Origin of the sequence: Providencia sp. PROV182, assembly GCF_028480325.1 — a bacterium.
Taxonomy (GTDB): Bacteria; Pseudomonadota; Gammaproteobacteria; order Enterobacterales; family Enterobacteriaceae; genus Providencia; species Providencia hangzhouensis.
In genome coordinates, this window is record NZ_JAMPOL010000003.1 from 169,296 (window position 1) to 183,575 (window position 14,280).

General features: G+C 34.5%; 14 protein-coding genes. 5 read left to right on the forward strand and 9 right to left on the reverse strand.

The genetic code is table 11. From position 1 onward, the window contains the following. The first annotated feature begins 84 nt into the window (after positions 1–84). Entirely contained in the window at positions 85–684 is a 600-nt protein-coding gene (locus PR834_RS02755; protein ID WP_140172448.1) for an FMN-dependent NADH-azoreductase, read from the forward strand. Positions 685–763: 79 nt separating this feature from the next. Here the strand turns inward: PR834_RS02755 and PR834_RS02760 are convergent, their stop codons facing one another. The 3 genes from PR834_RS02760 to PR834_RS02770 are packed head-to-tail and all read right to left on the reverse strand — an operon-like array spanning position 764 to position 3,911. Continuing rightward, a complete protein-coding gene (locus tag PR834_RS02760) occupies positions 764–1,093 on the reverse strand; it encodes a YdbL family protein (RefSeq protein WP_112307036.1) in 330 nt (109 codons plus the stop codon). Next, positions 1,090–1,302, reverse strand: a complete 213-nt coding sequence (locus tag PR834_RS02765; RefSeq protein ID WP_050763751.1) for a YnbE family lipoprotein — start codon at positions 1,300–1,302, stop codon at positions 1,090–1,092. Before PR834_RS02765 ends, PR834_RS02760 begins: the two co-directional genes overlap by 4 nt. Before the next feature lie 11 nt (positions 1,303–1,313). Beyond that, positions 1,314–3,911 (reverse strand): YdbH family protein, encoded by a 2,598-nt coding sequence (locus PR834_RS02770; protein WP_231136085.1) that lies wholly within the window; start codon positions 3,909–3,911, stop codon positions 1,314–1,316. Between the two features lie 234 nt (positions 3,912–4,145). On the opposite strand from PR834_RS02770, the gene PR834_RS02775 reads away from it, so the two are divergent. Both PR834_RS02775 and PR834_RS02780 read left to right on the forward strand, forming a co-directional pair. Next, entirely contained in the window at positions 4,146–5,144 is a 999-nt protein-coding gene (locus PR834_RS02775; RefSeq protein WP_094963091.1) for a 2-hydroxyacid dehydrogenase, read from the forward strand. A 14-nt stretch (positions 5,145–5,158) separates the two neighbouring features. Further along, positions 5,159–5,596: an META domain-containing protein gene (locus tag PR834_RS02780; protein WP_094963074.1), complete on the forward strand. Its 438-nt coding sequence runs from the start codon at positions 5,159–5,161 to the stop codon at positions 5,594–5,596. Between the two features lie 77 nt (positions 5,597–5,673). On the opposite strand, the gene grxB is transcribed toward PR834_RS02780, so the two are convergent. Then, the gene (grxB, locus tag PR834_RS02785) at positions 5,674–6,312 is read right to left on the reverse strand and encodes a glutaredoxin 2 (protein WP_094963075.1); all 639 of its coding nucleotides are present in this window, start codon (positions 6,310–6,312) and stop codon (positions 5,674–5,676) included. 688 nt (positions 6,313–7,000) lie between these two features. Between grxB and PR834_RS02790 the strand changes: the two genes are divergently transcribed. Further along, on the forward strand, positions 7,001–7,312 hold the full coding sequence (locus PR834_RS02790) for a helix-turn-helix domain-containing protein (protein WP_004254881.1): 312 nt from the start codon (positions 7,001–7,003) through the stop codon (positions 7,310–7,312). A 191-nt stretch (positions 7,313–7,503) separates the two neighbouring features. Here PR834_RS02790 and PR834_RS02795 read toward each other — a convergent pair whose 3' ends face one another. The 4 genes from PR834_RS02795 to PR834_RS02810 all read right to left on the reverse strand — a co-directional run bounded on the left by PR834_RS02795 (position 7,504) and on the right by PR834_RS02810 (position 12,424). After that, entirely contained in the window at positions 7,504–8,499 is a 996-nt protein-coding gene (locus PR834_RS02795; RefSeq protein ID WP_094963076.1) for a fimbrial protein, read from the reverse strand. Beyond that, a complete protein-coding gene (locus tag PR834_RS02800) occupies positions 8,490–10,973 on the reverse strand; it encodes a fimbria/pilus outer membrane usher protein (RefSeq protein WP_272536406.1) in 2,484 nt (827 codons plus the stop codon). The genes PR834_RS02795 and PR834_RS02800 overlap by 10 nt, the downstream gene beginning before the upstream one ends. A gap of 9 nt (positions 10,974–10,982) precedes the next feature. Next, positions 10,983–11,684, reverse strand: coding sequence for a fimbrial biogenesis chaperone (locus tag PR834_RS02805; RefSeq protein ID WP_004254911.1), 702 nt, complete (start codon positions 11,682–11,684; stop codon positions 10,983–10,985). A gap of 119 nt (positions 11,685–11,803) precedes the next feature. Continuing rightward, positions 11,804–12,424 (reverse strand): fimbrial protein, encoded by a 621-nt coding sequence (locus tag PR834_RS02810; RefSeq protein ID WP_036957782.1) that lies wholly within the window; start codon positions 12,422–12,424, stop codon positions 11,804–11,806. 796 nt (positions 12,425–13,220) lie between these two features. On the opposite strand from PR834_RS02810, the gene PR834_RS02815 reads away from it, so the two are divergent. Continuing rightward, entirely contained in the window at positions 13,221–13,358 is a 138-nt protein-coding gene (locus PR834_RS02815) for a hypothetical protein (protein ID WP_153673455.1), read from the forward strand. 657 nt (positions 13,359–14,015) lie between these two features. On the opposite strand, the gene PR834_RS02820 is transcribed toward PR834_RS02815, so the two are convergent. Continuing rightward, positions 14,016–14,249, reverse strand: coding sequence for a putative hemolysin (locus tag PR834_RS02820; protein ID WP_272536412.1), 234 nt, complete (start codon positions 14,247–14,249; stop codon positions 14,016–14,018). Positions 14,250–14,280: the final 31 nt, after the last annotated feature.

Below are 14,280 nucleotides of genomic sequence, written 5' to 3' on the forward strand. Positions count from 1 at the left end.
AAGCTATCTAATATTTTTCCTATCAATCAGTTACACATCACGTATTATTACCAATAAAGTTTTACCTAAAAAATAGAGGAACACATGAGTAAAGTATTACTATTGAAATCAAGTATTCTGGCTGACTATTCACAAAGCAATAAAATGGCAGATTACTTTATTCAACAATGGCAGGAAAAACACTCAGCAGATACAGTAACTGTACGAGATTTAGTCAAAGAGCCAATTCCAGCGATTGACGGTGAAATTTTAGCAGCTTTTGGTCCAAGTGACACGAAAACAGAACAACAACAAGCACATTTGGACCTGTCAAATGCATTGATTGAAGAAATTAAAGCTCACGATGTGATTGTTATTGCAGCCCCGATGTATAACTTTACGATTTCTTCTCATTTAAAACACTATTTCGACTTTATCGCTCGCTCAGGGCACACGTTTAAATATACAGAACAAGGTTCTGTTGGCTTATTAAAAGACAAGCGCGCATATGTATTAACGAGCCGAGGCGGTATTTATAAAGACACACCAACAGATACCATGGTGCCTTATTTAACACTATTTCTAAATTTCATTGGTATTACCGACGTTGAGTTCGTTTTTGCTGAAGGCACGTCGTTAGGCCAAGAGTCAGTCGAAAGGGCACATCAACAAGCACAGAGCCATATAAATACCATTATTGCTTAAAATATATCCTTTTAAGCAAGGTATTGTTAAAACCCAAAGCTACCATTGCTATATCTTGCGCACTTTCTGAGTGCGCTTTTTATTTCTTTTGTAACCATTGACCATTAATTCCACGCACAAACTCCCCAGGATTAGCCCGTTCTACAAGTTTTTGTCCTGCTATCCTTGCGACATCATTTGTTTTTAGGTTATTTTTTGCAGCAATTTCGCTGTATCTTTTTTCCCGTTCTTGGTTAATTTGTGCCGCTAGTTTAGCAGCCTCTGGATTACTCGTATTAATTGGAGCTAAATACCCCGATAACGTTTCCCCTAATAGACCTGTTTCTTTGGCCTCATCAACCGTTATTGCTATAGCCTGAAAGGCAGTCAATAACGAACACAGGGCAAATACTTTGATTATTCGATTCATTTTGGGTTTACCTCACCGAACAAATCACTATTTTCTTTCAATAATTCTTCTACTTGCCTATCCGCTTTTATTTGGATTTCATGTTCAATTTTTACATTCATATTAATATTGATGGGTTTATCCGGTGTTGCGACCTCAACTCGCAAACAAGCTGATAACAACAACACAATCGATATAGCTGTAGTAAATTTTAATATTTTCACGTTCATTCTTATGCTCATTATAAATTTTTTTCCAACCACTCTTCTAAAGAGCTACCAAATCGTAAACTACGCCATAATTGAAAGATATTTTCTTCATGTTGATAATGCAAATGAACTTCGCGTTTTTTCTTTTCTTGCGTGTTATACCCTTCAAGGATTGTTGTCATCTTTAACAGCCCTAAGTTTGTGACATTAACATCTGTACGGCTGCGTTTTATTTCCAAATATTGTAACCAACCCATGGCCGAACCCGCAGATATATTATCCTCTCGGATAGAATCAACAAATTGGGTATCTAACCGTAACGTTAATGGCCCACTATTTTCTAACCATCCATCTTTAACTATCCATTCTGGATTGTTTAAATAAAAAGGTAATTCACCATTAACTTTACCGGAGACAGCAAATTGCGACACTTTTAGTATGGTAAATAACTGGCTAAGTTCAATCTGCTTTAATTTTATCGTAGAGGCTTGAATTTGTGGCCAGCGCAGTAAACCCATCGATATTTCACCTCCTAATGTTTTAAAACCTACATTAGTCAGTTTTAATGGCGAATTTTCCGTTGGCGGATAAGAGCCAGAGAGGTCGGCTTTAATATCCGTTAATTCAAATAAATTATTAAGCTGTTTAATACGCAACTCAACGGGTGCTTTCCCCCCCAAAGTCCAGGTACTTTGTTTTAAACGCCACGGTAAAACAAAATCTAATCCTGATAATTCGCCATCTTTTAACCAAAGGCTAGTATTCTCGACACGCCAATGTCCTCCAGCAATAAAACCCTCTTCCGGTGTTATTGAAAAAGCGGCTTGAGAAAATAATTTGCCTTGTTTTAATTCAATTCCAAGGTCAGCAGGAATTAACGTTTGAAAAGCTGTGACCGACTGTTCAGGCCAACGAGCTTCCCCTCTTAATCTTTCACCGTCCCAGCGCCCAAAGATGACTATTGGCCCGACATCTTTAGTACTTAAATCGCCTTTAAGTTGAAACTCAGCAGGAGATTTTCCCCTAAGATCTGCGTTTAATGTGATCCTTGGCAGATAACTTTCAGTGCCGAATTGCATCCGTTCACTGGTAAGCTGTAATTTTCCATTAAAACTGGCTTTATTCTGATCACGTTGCCAAATCAATGGTTTACTTAGCTGTAAACGTGGAGCCCTCATCGATAAAAGCCCATATTGTATTTGGTCAAACCCTGTATTTAAGCTATTTAATGTGATTAAAGTGTCCTGCCAACTCCCATTACCCTTAATATCCCAATTAGCTGATAATGAGGGCAAATTGGCATTTCCCCAATAATTCCAAAACCATTTTCCCTTATCTAAGGTAAATTTATTAGCTTTGCCATCCAAATGAATATCAAAACTCCCCCAATATTGCTCTTTAATTTTTAGAATAGCTTGTAAACGTCCTGAAATACCCTCTTTTCCTAACGATGTTCCTGCAAGTGGTAATCTAGCTTCATTAAGAACCAGTGTTTCCGAAAGACGGCCATAAGCTCTTAATAATGAACTGGATAAAAAAGAAATTTTGGGGGCAGCTAACTGGCCTGAAACCTTTGCAGGCAAATTAATATCCAGCACCATATCATCATATTTAACTTGGCCATGTAACCTAAAATTAATATCAGCATTGAGTAAATTTATCTGAGTAGATGGCACAGCTAAGACAATATTGGCTTTCCCTTTCTTTGCTTGTGTGAGCATATTAATACGCCCAGAAAATACCATTTCACTTAATGTATTATCCCAGTTATCAACTTGAAAGCTGATACCGCCTTGTAAAGGGATATCTGCTTCTTTCCATTGCCACTTACCTTGCGCTATTTGTATTTGAGAAGGCGATAGTGACCATGGTAAATAAAGCAATTCTTCCTTTGTGTCTGTATCCATGACGCTAAAGACACCTTGGTCATTCAACCAACTGAATTTAGCTTGTAAGAATTTTTCTGGGTTGATTAACTTAAAATAAGCATTCAACTCCCCTTTTTCTGGAAGCTGATTTGCCATTAAGGGGAGCTGCACATCACCAAATAATTCTATTGTTTGCTTTTGTTCTGGTAGAAATGCTAAAAAATTTTGAATGACTAATTGGTGTTCCGTATTAATTAAAGATGACAACCTTAAATTGTCGCCCCTAAAATCAAACTCTAGAGGGTTAACCTGATTTTTACGCAACCAAATACTGCCTTGGTAATCACTCCATGGCTGTATGTTGGTATTATTGATAACTAATGAAAAAACCGGAATATTATCAATAAGTTCTGCAATATTAATCGGCTCATTATCCATTTCATTCGTTGGCTCAAGAGCACTCAAACATTCAGTTTTAACATCAAGGTCATCCACAATAGCGTGTAAGGGAAAGATAGAAAGTCTTGTGCTATTCAACTGAACTAATGTGCAATTATTTGCTGTTATACTGATATTTGCTATATCCAACTGGCCATGACTAATTCTTGGTTCTGAAAACGACAGTTTAAATGGCTTAGGAAGATAGTGTGATGCAACAACTGGAGCCCAATGGGATATCGTTATCCATAAAAGTATTAAGAGAGCAATGCTTCCACCCAAAAAGCAGAGTAATATTCTGGATGCTCTTTTCATTAACTGCATTACTACATCCCTTGTTTGAATTGTTCTATAGCGCAAGTGATAAATTTCAACAAAATTTCCTCATTAAACACGATACTAACAAAGATAAACCACATTCAATCGTAAACAGATACCTATTTTCTTAATTTATAGGTGATTTACAAACTTAATTGTCTTATTCTGAGTTTATATTTTGTAGGTACACCTTTTTACCTACTCTTTTCTAATTGGTTCCTAAAAATTGGAGTCTTCATGATGAAAATTGTCTCTTATAGTACCAAACAGTATGACCGCAAGCACATGGAACAAGTTAATCAAAATTCTGGATTTAATTTTAGTATTGAATATTTTGATTTTCCATTGACCGTTCAGACAGCTAAAAATGCTGTTGGTGCAGATGCTATCTGTATTTTCGTTAACGATGAAGCTAATCGTGCTGTTTTAGAAGAACTTGCCGCACTCAATATTCGAATTTTAGCTTTACGTTGCGCTGGTTTTAACAATGTTGATTTACAAGCTGCTAAAGAATTAGGTATTCAAGTTGTCCGTGTTCCTGCTTATTCTCCTGAAGCCGTTGCCGAACATACTGTTGGTATGATGCTCTGCCTTAACCGTAGGATCCACCGAGCATACCAACGTACTCGAGATGCAAATTTTTCTCTCGAAGGGTTAACAGGTTTTAATATGCATAACCGCACTGCTGGAATTATTGGTACCGGAAAAATTGGCCAAGCGACGCTACGTATTTTAAAGGGATTTGGAATGCGCCTACTCGCACACGACCCATACCCGAACCAAGCTGTTTTAGATATGGGCGCTGAATACGTTGACTTGGATACTTTATATGAACAATCAGATATTATTTCCCTTCATTGCCCATTAACACCTGAGAATCATCACCTACTCGATGAAAATGCATTCAAAAAGATGAAAAATGGGGTCATGATCATCAATACAAGCCGAGGCGCGTTAGTCGATTCTGTTGCAGCAATCAATGCACTAAAATTACAGAAAATTGGCGCTTTAGGTATGGATGTATATGAAAATGAACGTGATTTATTTTTCGAAGATAAATCTAATGATGTAATTCAAGATGATGTTTTTCGTCGTCTTTCTTCTTGTCACAATGTGTTATTTACCGGGCATCAAGCGTTTTTAACGGAAGAAGCATTAACAAGTATCAGTCAAACTACGCTTAATAATATCCGTCAAATTAGTCATGGGGAAACTTGCCCTAATATTGTTAACGCATAGTTGGATCGGGAACTATGAAACGCCTAATTCCACTTACTATTTTGGGTTTATTGCTAGCAGCATGCCAAACTCATCAAGTCAATGCGCGTAATGATGACCAAGCACTTGAAAATAAGTTGATGCATCATCGTTTTATTTTAACTGAAGTGAATGGTAAGACGATTAGTAGCAAGCAAACTGTACCTTCCCTTGCTTTTGGCGAGAAAATGTTTGTTTCTGCATCAATGTGTAATGATTTTAACGGATTTGGCAATATCAAAAACGCAAAAATCACCGTAAAAAACTTAAGTAAAACTGAACTCGAATGTGTTGATGAAGATTTATCTAAATGGGATTCAATGATAAATCGAGTACTGTCTGATGGCGCAGTTATTTCATTAAACAACAACCAGCTAGTATTAATTCAAGGTCATTACAAATTAGTTTATACACTACGTGACTACGTCCATTAATGAATTATCCTGTACAACCGCCTCTTTTAGAGGCGGTATACGTTTGCCATAACCCACTGAACTGGCAGCCAAATAAGCTATTTCGCCTGATCAAATAGCAAGTTAATATTCGAGGTTTTTGCAATTCGCTCCATATAATCCCGAATATTTGTGCTAAACGATAAGTGCTCAACTATGCTCAAACTACGTAAGGTTGGAAAAATAATAAAATCATTAATATCAATGTGTTCACCACGTGTTTCTAACCACGCATCTAATAAAGACAATTGGGGCTCTAATTCAACTAGCAACGTATGAGTTTCTTTTTTAAACTCGTTTAAGTCACCATAAGATTTTGATGTTCTAGCGATATATGCCGCCCTCGCTTCTGCTGTACTAATTTCAGGGAAATCAGTTTGTGTAAAACGTGGTGTCACAAGCTTATATACCACAGCAGAAACCGCTTTAGACCAAGCCTCTACTTCAGGGGTTATGTTTCCTCCTGCATATTTAGGTTCATTAATGCTATCTACATAATGAACAATATCTAAGCTTTCAGGTAAATAACTTCCATCGTCTTTTTGTAAGATAGGTAACATTTTTCGACCTATCATTTTTGTTGGCGTTTCTATGTCATCATCGAATAAAACGATTTGCTCTACTGCTAACTTTTTTAAACCAAAAATCATTCTAGCTCTAACACAAAATGGGCAGTGGTCATAAATATACAATTTCATTGTGGACCTCACTAATTTGGTAATGAAAGTGCCAATAGGTTTTATACAGTATACTTGAGTACCCACATTTATGCCTTATCACGCTTGTAAAAATTTGTTTAGCGCGAGGAAAAATATATATAATAAAGTGCACAATATCTCAATAATAAAATCTAGGTCGTGGCATAATATGTCTGATGAAGATGTTCCATTAACAGAGTAATCATTTAAGATGATTTAAGCATTGAGTTAATATCAATTAAATTAATATGTCATAAATATCATTGATTTATTTTTTACCTTTAATTTTAATAACTAAATACTTTAAGTGAAAATTAAGTAAAAAAACAAAAAGTTAACATACCGTAACGATATATTAACTTTGCTTCCTGATAATTTTATCACAACAACAAGGATGCAATAATTTGATTTTAAAGAAAAATAAAACAAAATAACTATAAAGGAAATTTAAAATTTATATTTTTCGCTATGAAAAATAGTAACGATAGATATTTTTACTTATTCAACAACAATAACCACATTAAAAGTAATGCTATCTTATTGCAAATAACCAAACTAAAAATAGCGATTTTCATCATAATTATGTTCATTAAAACTTTTAAATCTATTTATTTTTTAATATACTATGAAACGTAATTTGAATTAAGTGCATTAAATAACAACTTTTCATATAAATTGAGGATGTCATATGGACATTCATACTATAATTGGTATAAAAATAAAAAACCGGAGAAAAGAGCTCGGTCTATCAGGTGCGAATTTAGCTGATAAATTAAATTTAAGTCAACAGCAAATATCTCGTTATGAAAATGGTATTAACAAAATTCCAATTAATCATTTAGTGGATATTGCTGAAGCATTAAATTGCCCTATTGAATGGTTTTTCCAAGGTTATGTAAGCAATTCAAAATCAAATAAAAATGAACCATCTAATGAACTCAACCAAGAGCTAATATATACAGCTGAAAGTGTCATTGCCCCCTCTAAAGATAACTTTTAATGTAAATAAAAAATTAATTTATATAAATAAAATGCAAGTAACATAGACATTTCCATCCCGTGTTATTTGTACTTCACTTTCTTTAGAACTATAAAAGTAAAAAGGCTAATCCTCTATATGAAGATTAGCCATACATTTAAATTTCATAAAATTAACTAATGGTTTTAGCAATAAATTTTATATATAATATTTTAATCATAGGTAATATTGAAAACCATTTTAGAATTCACTTCTCCAGCAGAGACTGTTCGTTCATATTGGTAATAACGAGCTTTATAATTTAAGTCAAGATATTTTGTTTGCCGGTCAACTAAATTTCCAACTTTATATTTTTCATTAAATATAAGTGATTTATTAGTCTTACGCTCTAAAACTTGTATACCAACTCCCGCAGCTCCACTGGTGGATTTATTTTGATTAACCAAAACACCTTGTCGATTATTCATGTTTTTTGGAATATCACCACTAAAAGTCATATTAACATTTGCAAAACCAGAAATACTGACACCACCGCTGCATATTAAGCGAATATCAAAATCTTTTTCACCTGCCGTTGTTCCAATACCATTTAATTGTGAACGTTTAATTGGATCAAGATAAACATTTTTTTCGCTTCCCCCTTCAATTTGGCAAGACGGAGAAACTATTGTTATCGCTTCAGCATCTAATTTAGTGATCAAAAATGGGTTATTATTTGGAATGTACCCATAAGATGTATAAAGGCCACTAGCTATAGTTCCTGAGCCTGTAACAGGAGCGGTTTTCACTAAAGTTAAAATAAACTTTGATCCCGCAAGATAATAATTACTTGATCTAGGGGCATAAAATGTATCCGGATACGTCATTCTCACTGCACCTTCACGGTGGAATTTCATGCCAATTCCAGGAACGTTTGTCTGGTAAACCTTATTTCCTACTGGAACTAAACTTGGCATAGTAACCGAAGCCGTTATCGGTGTATTTCTTGTACAATATGCATATATTGCACTTGAATTTTCCCGCATATCCCAAGTTTGCTCCGCAATAGTATCCCCAACCTTTAAGTTAGGGTCTACCACGACCCTCCCCATCTGCATATTTAATACATATGTCCGAGTTGAGGTTCTATCACAATACGCAGAAACGTAACTAGCGGTAAGAAACACACCAACTCCGATATACAAGCGAATTTGTTTCGTTATTGACATAAAATTTCCTTACTATTGCTAGCTTCTAAAGAAAATGAACACTGCCCATTATCCCATTTTATAATTGCAACGTTTGCAGTTTCACTACTAATAAATACGGTTCCACCTTGACCAACGATACCTATGGATTCACCATTTATATCAGTAACGTTAGCCCCAAATGGCAATGGTTTATTTCCAGGCCTTACAACATTAAATGCAATATTTTTTTCGACTTTAGTACTAAATTTAACCTTAACGATACTTCCTTCATAAGGAACGACTTGTGTGGCCGTATTTTCAAAAACAATATCTTCAGGACTTCCTTTCGGATCAATTTCTACATTATTAATACGATAAGCCCTAACATAAGGAGCAACAGCATAACCATTTCCATCGATACGAGTTCCAGGTGCACCCATGATTGATGCTCCTTCCGCTCCTTTCGCTTCGATCAGAGCTATCGTTGTTGAAGTATTCGGTGTTAATGTTACGCCCTCAGAATGCACAATAACCGAACCATTTGCGCCAAGACCGAACTGACGATATCCCTGACCTTGGCTATAATTCGCATTCGTATTAACAAATGGTGTACGGTAACCTGTGTTCAAACCAATATTCTTCTGTCCACCGTTTGCAACAGAGGTATTTACGCCATAAGTCCAATTATTATCCCTATCGAATGCACCACTCGCACCGATTTGGCTAGAGCCAAATTTTTCATTATTGAATGTCGTATTTGAGGTCAGTGTTGCACTCTGACTTTCGCCAAAATACAGTGGGTAACTAAAGTTTATGTTAATGCGATCATCTTTTTTATTATTCGTATTATCTGCATAAACTCTCATAAATGCGACACCATAAGAAAGACGGTTAAAGTTATTGTTATAACTTAATTGATATTGCTTTTCTGTCCCCGACTTATCCCAATAATTAGAAATACGTCCCGTAAAATAAATCCCACCGTAACCATCAGGAAGATTTTGATTTACTGTATAGCTGAAAAAATTTTTCTCACGTCCTAAAGTATTCTCTACGCCACGCTTATCATTATCTATCGCATATAATGCATTGCTGACGTTATAGTAATCCTTCGTTGAATACCTATAAGCAGCTAGCACTAAGTTAGTATCAGTTTGAGTAAATAAACGACTAAAAGTTAAACGGTAGCTTTGCCCATTTTCTGTTTTATATTTGAATGCCGTTCTCGACTGAGTTAAATCTACAGCAATTGCACCAAACCCTGTGTTAACACCGGTACCTACTAAGTAGGCTTGATAATCATCAAATGCAGTGACGCCGCCATATAGCGTAAATGTATTATTTAAACCATGCTGAATAGTACCCTGCATAATAAATGGACGATTTCTCAGTCCATCCGCATCCGCTTTACCACCAGAAACTTGATAACGTGTAAAACCAGGACGTAATAACTGTGCTAATGAAGAATATGGCACGCTAAAGCTGCTTTCACTTCCATCAGCTTCTTTTACCGTTACAACTAAATCATTTCCGTAACCTGATGGATAGACATCCGTTAAGCTGAAAGGTCCTGGCGCAACTGTTGTTTGATAAATAATAGAATTATTTTGCGTTACCGTTACTAAAGCATTACTTTGTGCTATTCCCCTAATCTCAGGCGCGTATGTTGACATTCCATCAGGATACATATTGTCATCTGTTGCTATTTTTGCGCCTCGTAAACTAATACTGTCAAAGAGATCACCATCTGTATAAAACTGTCCTGCTGTCGCTTTTGACTTTAGTTCGGTTATTGGTTTTTGCAGATATGTTTGATTACTATTCCAATTCGTTCCATCGTGACGTTGCCAGTTAAAATTTCCAATATGTTTAAGCAACCATCCATCAAAGCTTAAACCAGCATTCAGCCCCAAATAAGCACTGGCGTTATTAGTTCCTTTTGAACCACTAGTATGGTTATCATAATAGTTAGCCATATAACCGATATTTAGTGCAGGAATTCCCGTTTCCCAAAATTGGGGAGAAACATAACCACGGGAAATTCTCTGTTCATATATTTGCGGAACAGAAATATCTAAACGCAATGTAGAAGAATGAAATGTATCAACGACGTCTTTTTGGTCATTCCAGTCTTTTAATGGTAAACAAGCATTACTATCTTTACTAACTGTAGGGTTTAGTTTTTCAATATTAATACCAAAATCAGATAACATTTGTGGTGTATAACAGACTACTAATTGACCACTTTTCTCTTCTTCAAAATTAAGGTCGTAGCGTCCCTTCCAATTGTTATTTGTATATACGTCAACTGAATATTTTCCGGGACTAATCCCTGAAGAATTGAAACGTGTTAAATCAACATCTTCTTTACTACCTATAATAAAACCACTATTAAATTCATAGGTTGTATCTTCTTCACCCCAAGCATAAAACGTAGGCACTATGCATGCAGTGACAAAGCAAGTCACAGAGAGCGTATTGCTATATTTATTTATTAACTCTCGCTGTTTCATTATATATTCCTATTTAACGGTGGTTTTCACCGAAATATCTGAACCATAATCATTAATATTATTAATTACGATATGACTTCCTGACCTTACGACTTGTTTTAATTCAACTATCATTTGAGATTTCGGTTCTAATAAAATTGTTTTTTCATTCAACCCAGATTTACCATCCGTTGATATTTTTGTAATAGTAATATAATAAGGTGTCGGATTATCTATAATAATACTCTTCCCATTTGCTTTTATAACAAGTTGCTCTGGCGCTAATTCACGGCTACTCAGGCCTGTTGGCCGATAAAAGAATTTAAATCTAGAGCGGATCGCTAATTGCAATACATTCTGACTATCGCCTTCTTTAGCTTTAGCCATAGGGGGAATATCTAATATATTCAACCACCATAAGCTTTCGCGATCCTGAGGAATGCTTCCTTTATCCATTAATTTAATTCGTAAAGTTTGTCCACCTTTAGCTTCTACACGAGAGATTGGCGGTGTAATCTGAAATGGTGTTTTTATCGTATCCGGTGTTTCTGACGCATCACCTGTATCAAGCCACGCCTGTGCAATTGCAGGACGGTCGGCAGTGTTATTTAATTGCACGGTAATTTCTTTTTCATTTCCAGGATAAATAAACCGTGTACCATTAACGATAATATTATTAGCAAATGAATGCGTACTGAAAATGAAGCAGAAGATAAATACTATTGCTTTCATTTGATCCTCAAAATAAAAGCGGCAGTATACCTACCGCTTATCATAGTAAAGCTGATTAAGTTAATATTTAAAGATTACTTACGTAACTAAAACTAATAAGAAATTAGCTTATTAAGTTATTATTGGTAAGTGATTTCATAAGTTGCATAACTTTTAACTTCACCTGTTGTTACATCTTTAGGTGTAGAAGTTGCGTAACCAACGTAATATTGGAAACGAGCCCCATTTTCAACTTTAGTCAAATCACCTTTAACTTTTTTCTGAGATGGATTGCCAGGAATAATTTTACCTGACAAGTCAGAGCTATCATCAGTTGAAAGTGCTAATTGAATATTTTTAGCACCTGTAGTTTCAGTATTTGCTAAGTAGCCTTCTGAATTACCTGATGCACCTTGCAGTAAGTTACCACCAGTCCAGTTAACGTTTAATAATGTTTTATCAATAGCGGAGTCATTAGCAACATCTTTAACATCTGCTGCAACACAGTTTGTTACGTCAATAACAAAAGATTTCGGTTTTAACAATGCATCTGCACCACCGTCACGTACTTCTGTTAATGATACTGGTGCTAAGTAAACACTAGCATCACTACCTTGTCCATCAACAGAAACAGTACAAGAAACATCCGTTACTTTACCGTGAAAGTTAACTTGGCCGCCACCAACGTTGGTGCTTGCAGCGTTAGCTGTTGATAACCCAATAATAGTTGTTGCAACTGCAGTCAGTAGTACTTTCTTCATTTTCATTTCCTAATATGAGGGTAATTATTTTTTACATTAAAAAGAACTGATTAAGTTTTTGTTTTATTGTTAGGTAAAAAATACAAACAAAAGCCTAATCATACATGGAGTATGACTTATGGCTTACGTTTCACTTTGAACCATTCGTTTAATGCAAATAAATATATTTCTTAATTAGTCCTATTTAGAATTTATAACCATATGCTCTATATGATTTCGAAGAGAGGATACATAATAACTTAAGTTTTATTAAATCGTTTTTTTCATCGCTAATTTATTTTTTGATAGTTACAGGCTATTAAATGACAGGCATTGATTGGGTATTTTGATTTTCAATATTCACTAATTTACTCGTGAAAAGCCTAACATTTAGTTTTTAATATCTAATTTTTTTTAAATATAAGATTAAAAACCAACAAAACCAAAAAATACAGATTATAAAAAACAGCAAAAATCATTATATTTAGATTTAATATATGTTTTCATTTACATTTTGACACTTTATCTCACATTATCACTATAAAATTAATCCATTATAGAGTATCTAATTAGGGCTAAATCATTAATTAAATTAATGATTATTGATCTGTAAAGATATGTCACTCCAAACAATTAAAAATATTGAATTCCGAATTATTATGCTTGAACATCAATTTCACTCATTATGAGTGTATAGATATTCTTTTATATCAACAATCAACTTTAGTCATTATTATAATTTTAAAATATGTTTTTAAGCGAGGTAAATATCGATTTTAATCTAAATTAAAAAATAAATGGAGTGATGGAAATAAATATGAAAGAAGAAATAGTGATAAAATCGCAATATAATCCTTTATTCATTCAACTTCTTATTGAAGTAAAAAATAGAATATCAAATCATTTAGTCGAACCTATGTTAAAAAAAATTATCATTATTTTTGATATAGAATAAGAAAACATGATTAACTGAACAAACTATAGCCTGTGTTATATCAATTTTCTCATTTTCTAACCATATGAAAATAAGAGTGTTTTCTTAAAACGAACACTCTATGAAAATGTGATCTATACTGCAAATTTTAACATTAAGAATATTCCTAAATCACTCACTATGAGTGTTAAAGTGTGATCTAAACCAAAAAGCCATCGATAAAAGACGCTTTATCTGCCTATTATTTTTCTATTCACGGACAGTTTAGCGCCGTTTTAGTAAATCAATCGCTCTAATAAGCCTAATTTATTTAGCAATTACATAACATAAGGTAGCTGTTTCTATTTTAGTACCACAAATTATCGATTATGAGACATTAATAGATAAAAATATTTTATATCAATAATTTGCCATAAAAATATGATGACACCCTTACAAAATCCATATAAGGCCATCAAAATATGCCCCCCCTCCGCATAATGTGTCTACGAAGAATTTCACGTGTACATAAACATAGGTATCTAGTTGATCAGCTGATAAAAGCACATATATTGCAGGTAGTAATATCGGCTAATTTCAAGAAATGATTAATCTAAAATAGAAATATTGTTAGATTGGAGCCACAGCAAAAATCTTGCAAAAGATTTTTGCTGTGGTAATCAAGAGGTGAATGACTGATTAGTATTTTTTCTGACGGTATAGAGCCCATTCTTCAACTTTTTCACCTGATGGTAAAATACAGTAGCCTACCTGCCCTTGTGCTGTATCTACAATTTCCAGAGTCCCTCCAATTTGTTCGCAATATACTGATGCTGGATTTGCCATGCCTACAGCCTTAGGCTCTATTTCGGTTTTATTGGAAACACATCCAGAAATGAGCACTAAACTAGCTAATACAAGTACTTTCTTCATAAGAAATATTTTTAGGTCAGTTTGGAATGTT

Excerpts from the sequence above, each read along its gene's own strand:
- PR834_RS02800 (WP_272536406.1), bottom strand. The coding sequence starts at position 10,973 with ATGAAACAGCGAGAGTTAATAAATAAATATAGCAATACGCTCTCTGTG.
- PR834_RS02770 (WP_231136085.1), bottom strand. The coding sequence starts at position 3,911 with ATGCAGTTAATGAAAAGAGCATCCAGAATATTACTCTGCTTTTTGGGT.
- PR834_RS02810 (WP_036957782.1), bottom strand. The coding sequence starts at position 12,424 with ATGAAGAAAGTACTACTGACTGCAGTTGCAACAACTATTATTGGGTTA.
- PR834_RS02775 (WP_094963091.1), top strand. The coding sequence starts at position 4,146 with ATGAAAATTGTCTCTTATAGTACCAAACAGTATGACCGCAAGCACATG.
- PR834_RS02755 (WP_140172448.1), top strand. The coding sequence starts at position 85 with ATGAGTAAAGTATTACTATTGAAATCAAGTATTCTGGCTGACTATTCA.
- PR834_RS02795 (WP_094963076.1), bottom strand. The coding sequence starts at position 8,499 with ATGTCAATAACGAAACAAATTCGCTTGTATATCGGAGTTGGTGTGTTT.
- PR834_RS02760 (WP_112307036.1), bottom strand. The coding sequence starts at position 1,093 with ATGAATCGAATAATCAAAGTATTTGCCCTGTGTTCGTTATTGACTGCC.
- PR834_RS02820 (WP_272536412.1), bottom strand. The coding sequence starts at position 14,249 with ATGAAGAAAGTACTTGTATTAGCTAGTTTAGTGCTCATTTCTGGATGT.
- grxB (WP_094963075.1), bottom strand. The coding sequence starts at position 6,312 with ATGAAATTGTATATTTATGACCACTGCCCATTTTGTGTTAGAGCTAGA.
- PR834_RS02765 (WP_050763751.1), bottom strand. The coding sequence starts at position 1,302 with ATGAACGTGAAAATATTAAAATTTACTACAGCTATATCGATTGTGTTG.
- PR834_RS02815 (WP_153673455.1), top strand. The coding sequence starts at position 13,221 with ATGAAAGAAGAAATAGTGATAAAATCGCAATATAATCCTTTATTCATT.
- PR834_RS02790 (WP_004254881.1), top strand. The coding sequence starts at position 7,001 with ATGGACATTCATACTATAATTGGTATAAAAATAAAAAACCGGAGAAAA.
- PR834_RS02805 (WP_004254911.1), bottom strand. The coding sequence starts at position 11,684 with ATGAAAGCAATAGTATTTATCTTCTGCTTCATTTTCAGTACGCATTCA.
- PR834_RS02780 (WP_094963074.1), top strand. The coding sequence starts at position 5,159 with ATGAAACGCCTAATTCCACTTACTATTTTGGGTTTATTGCTAGCAGCA.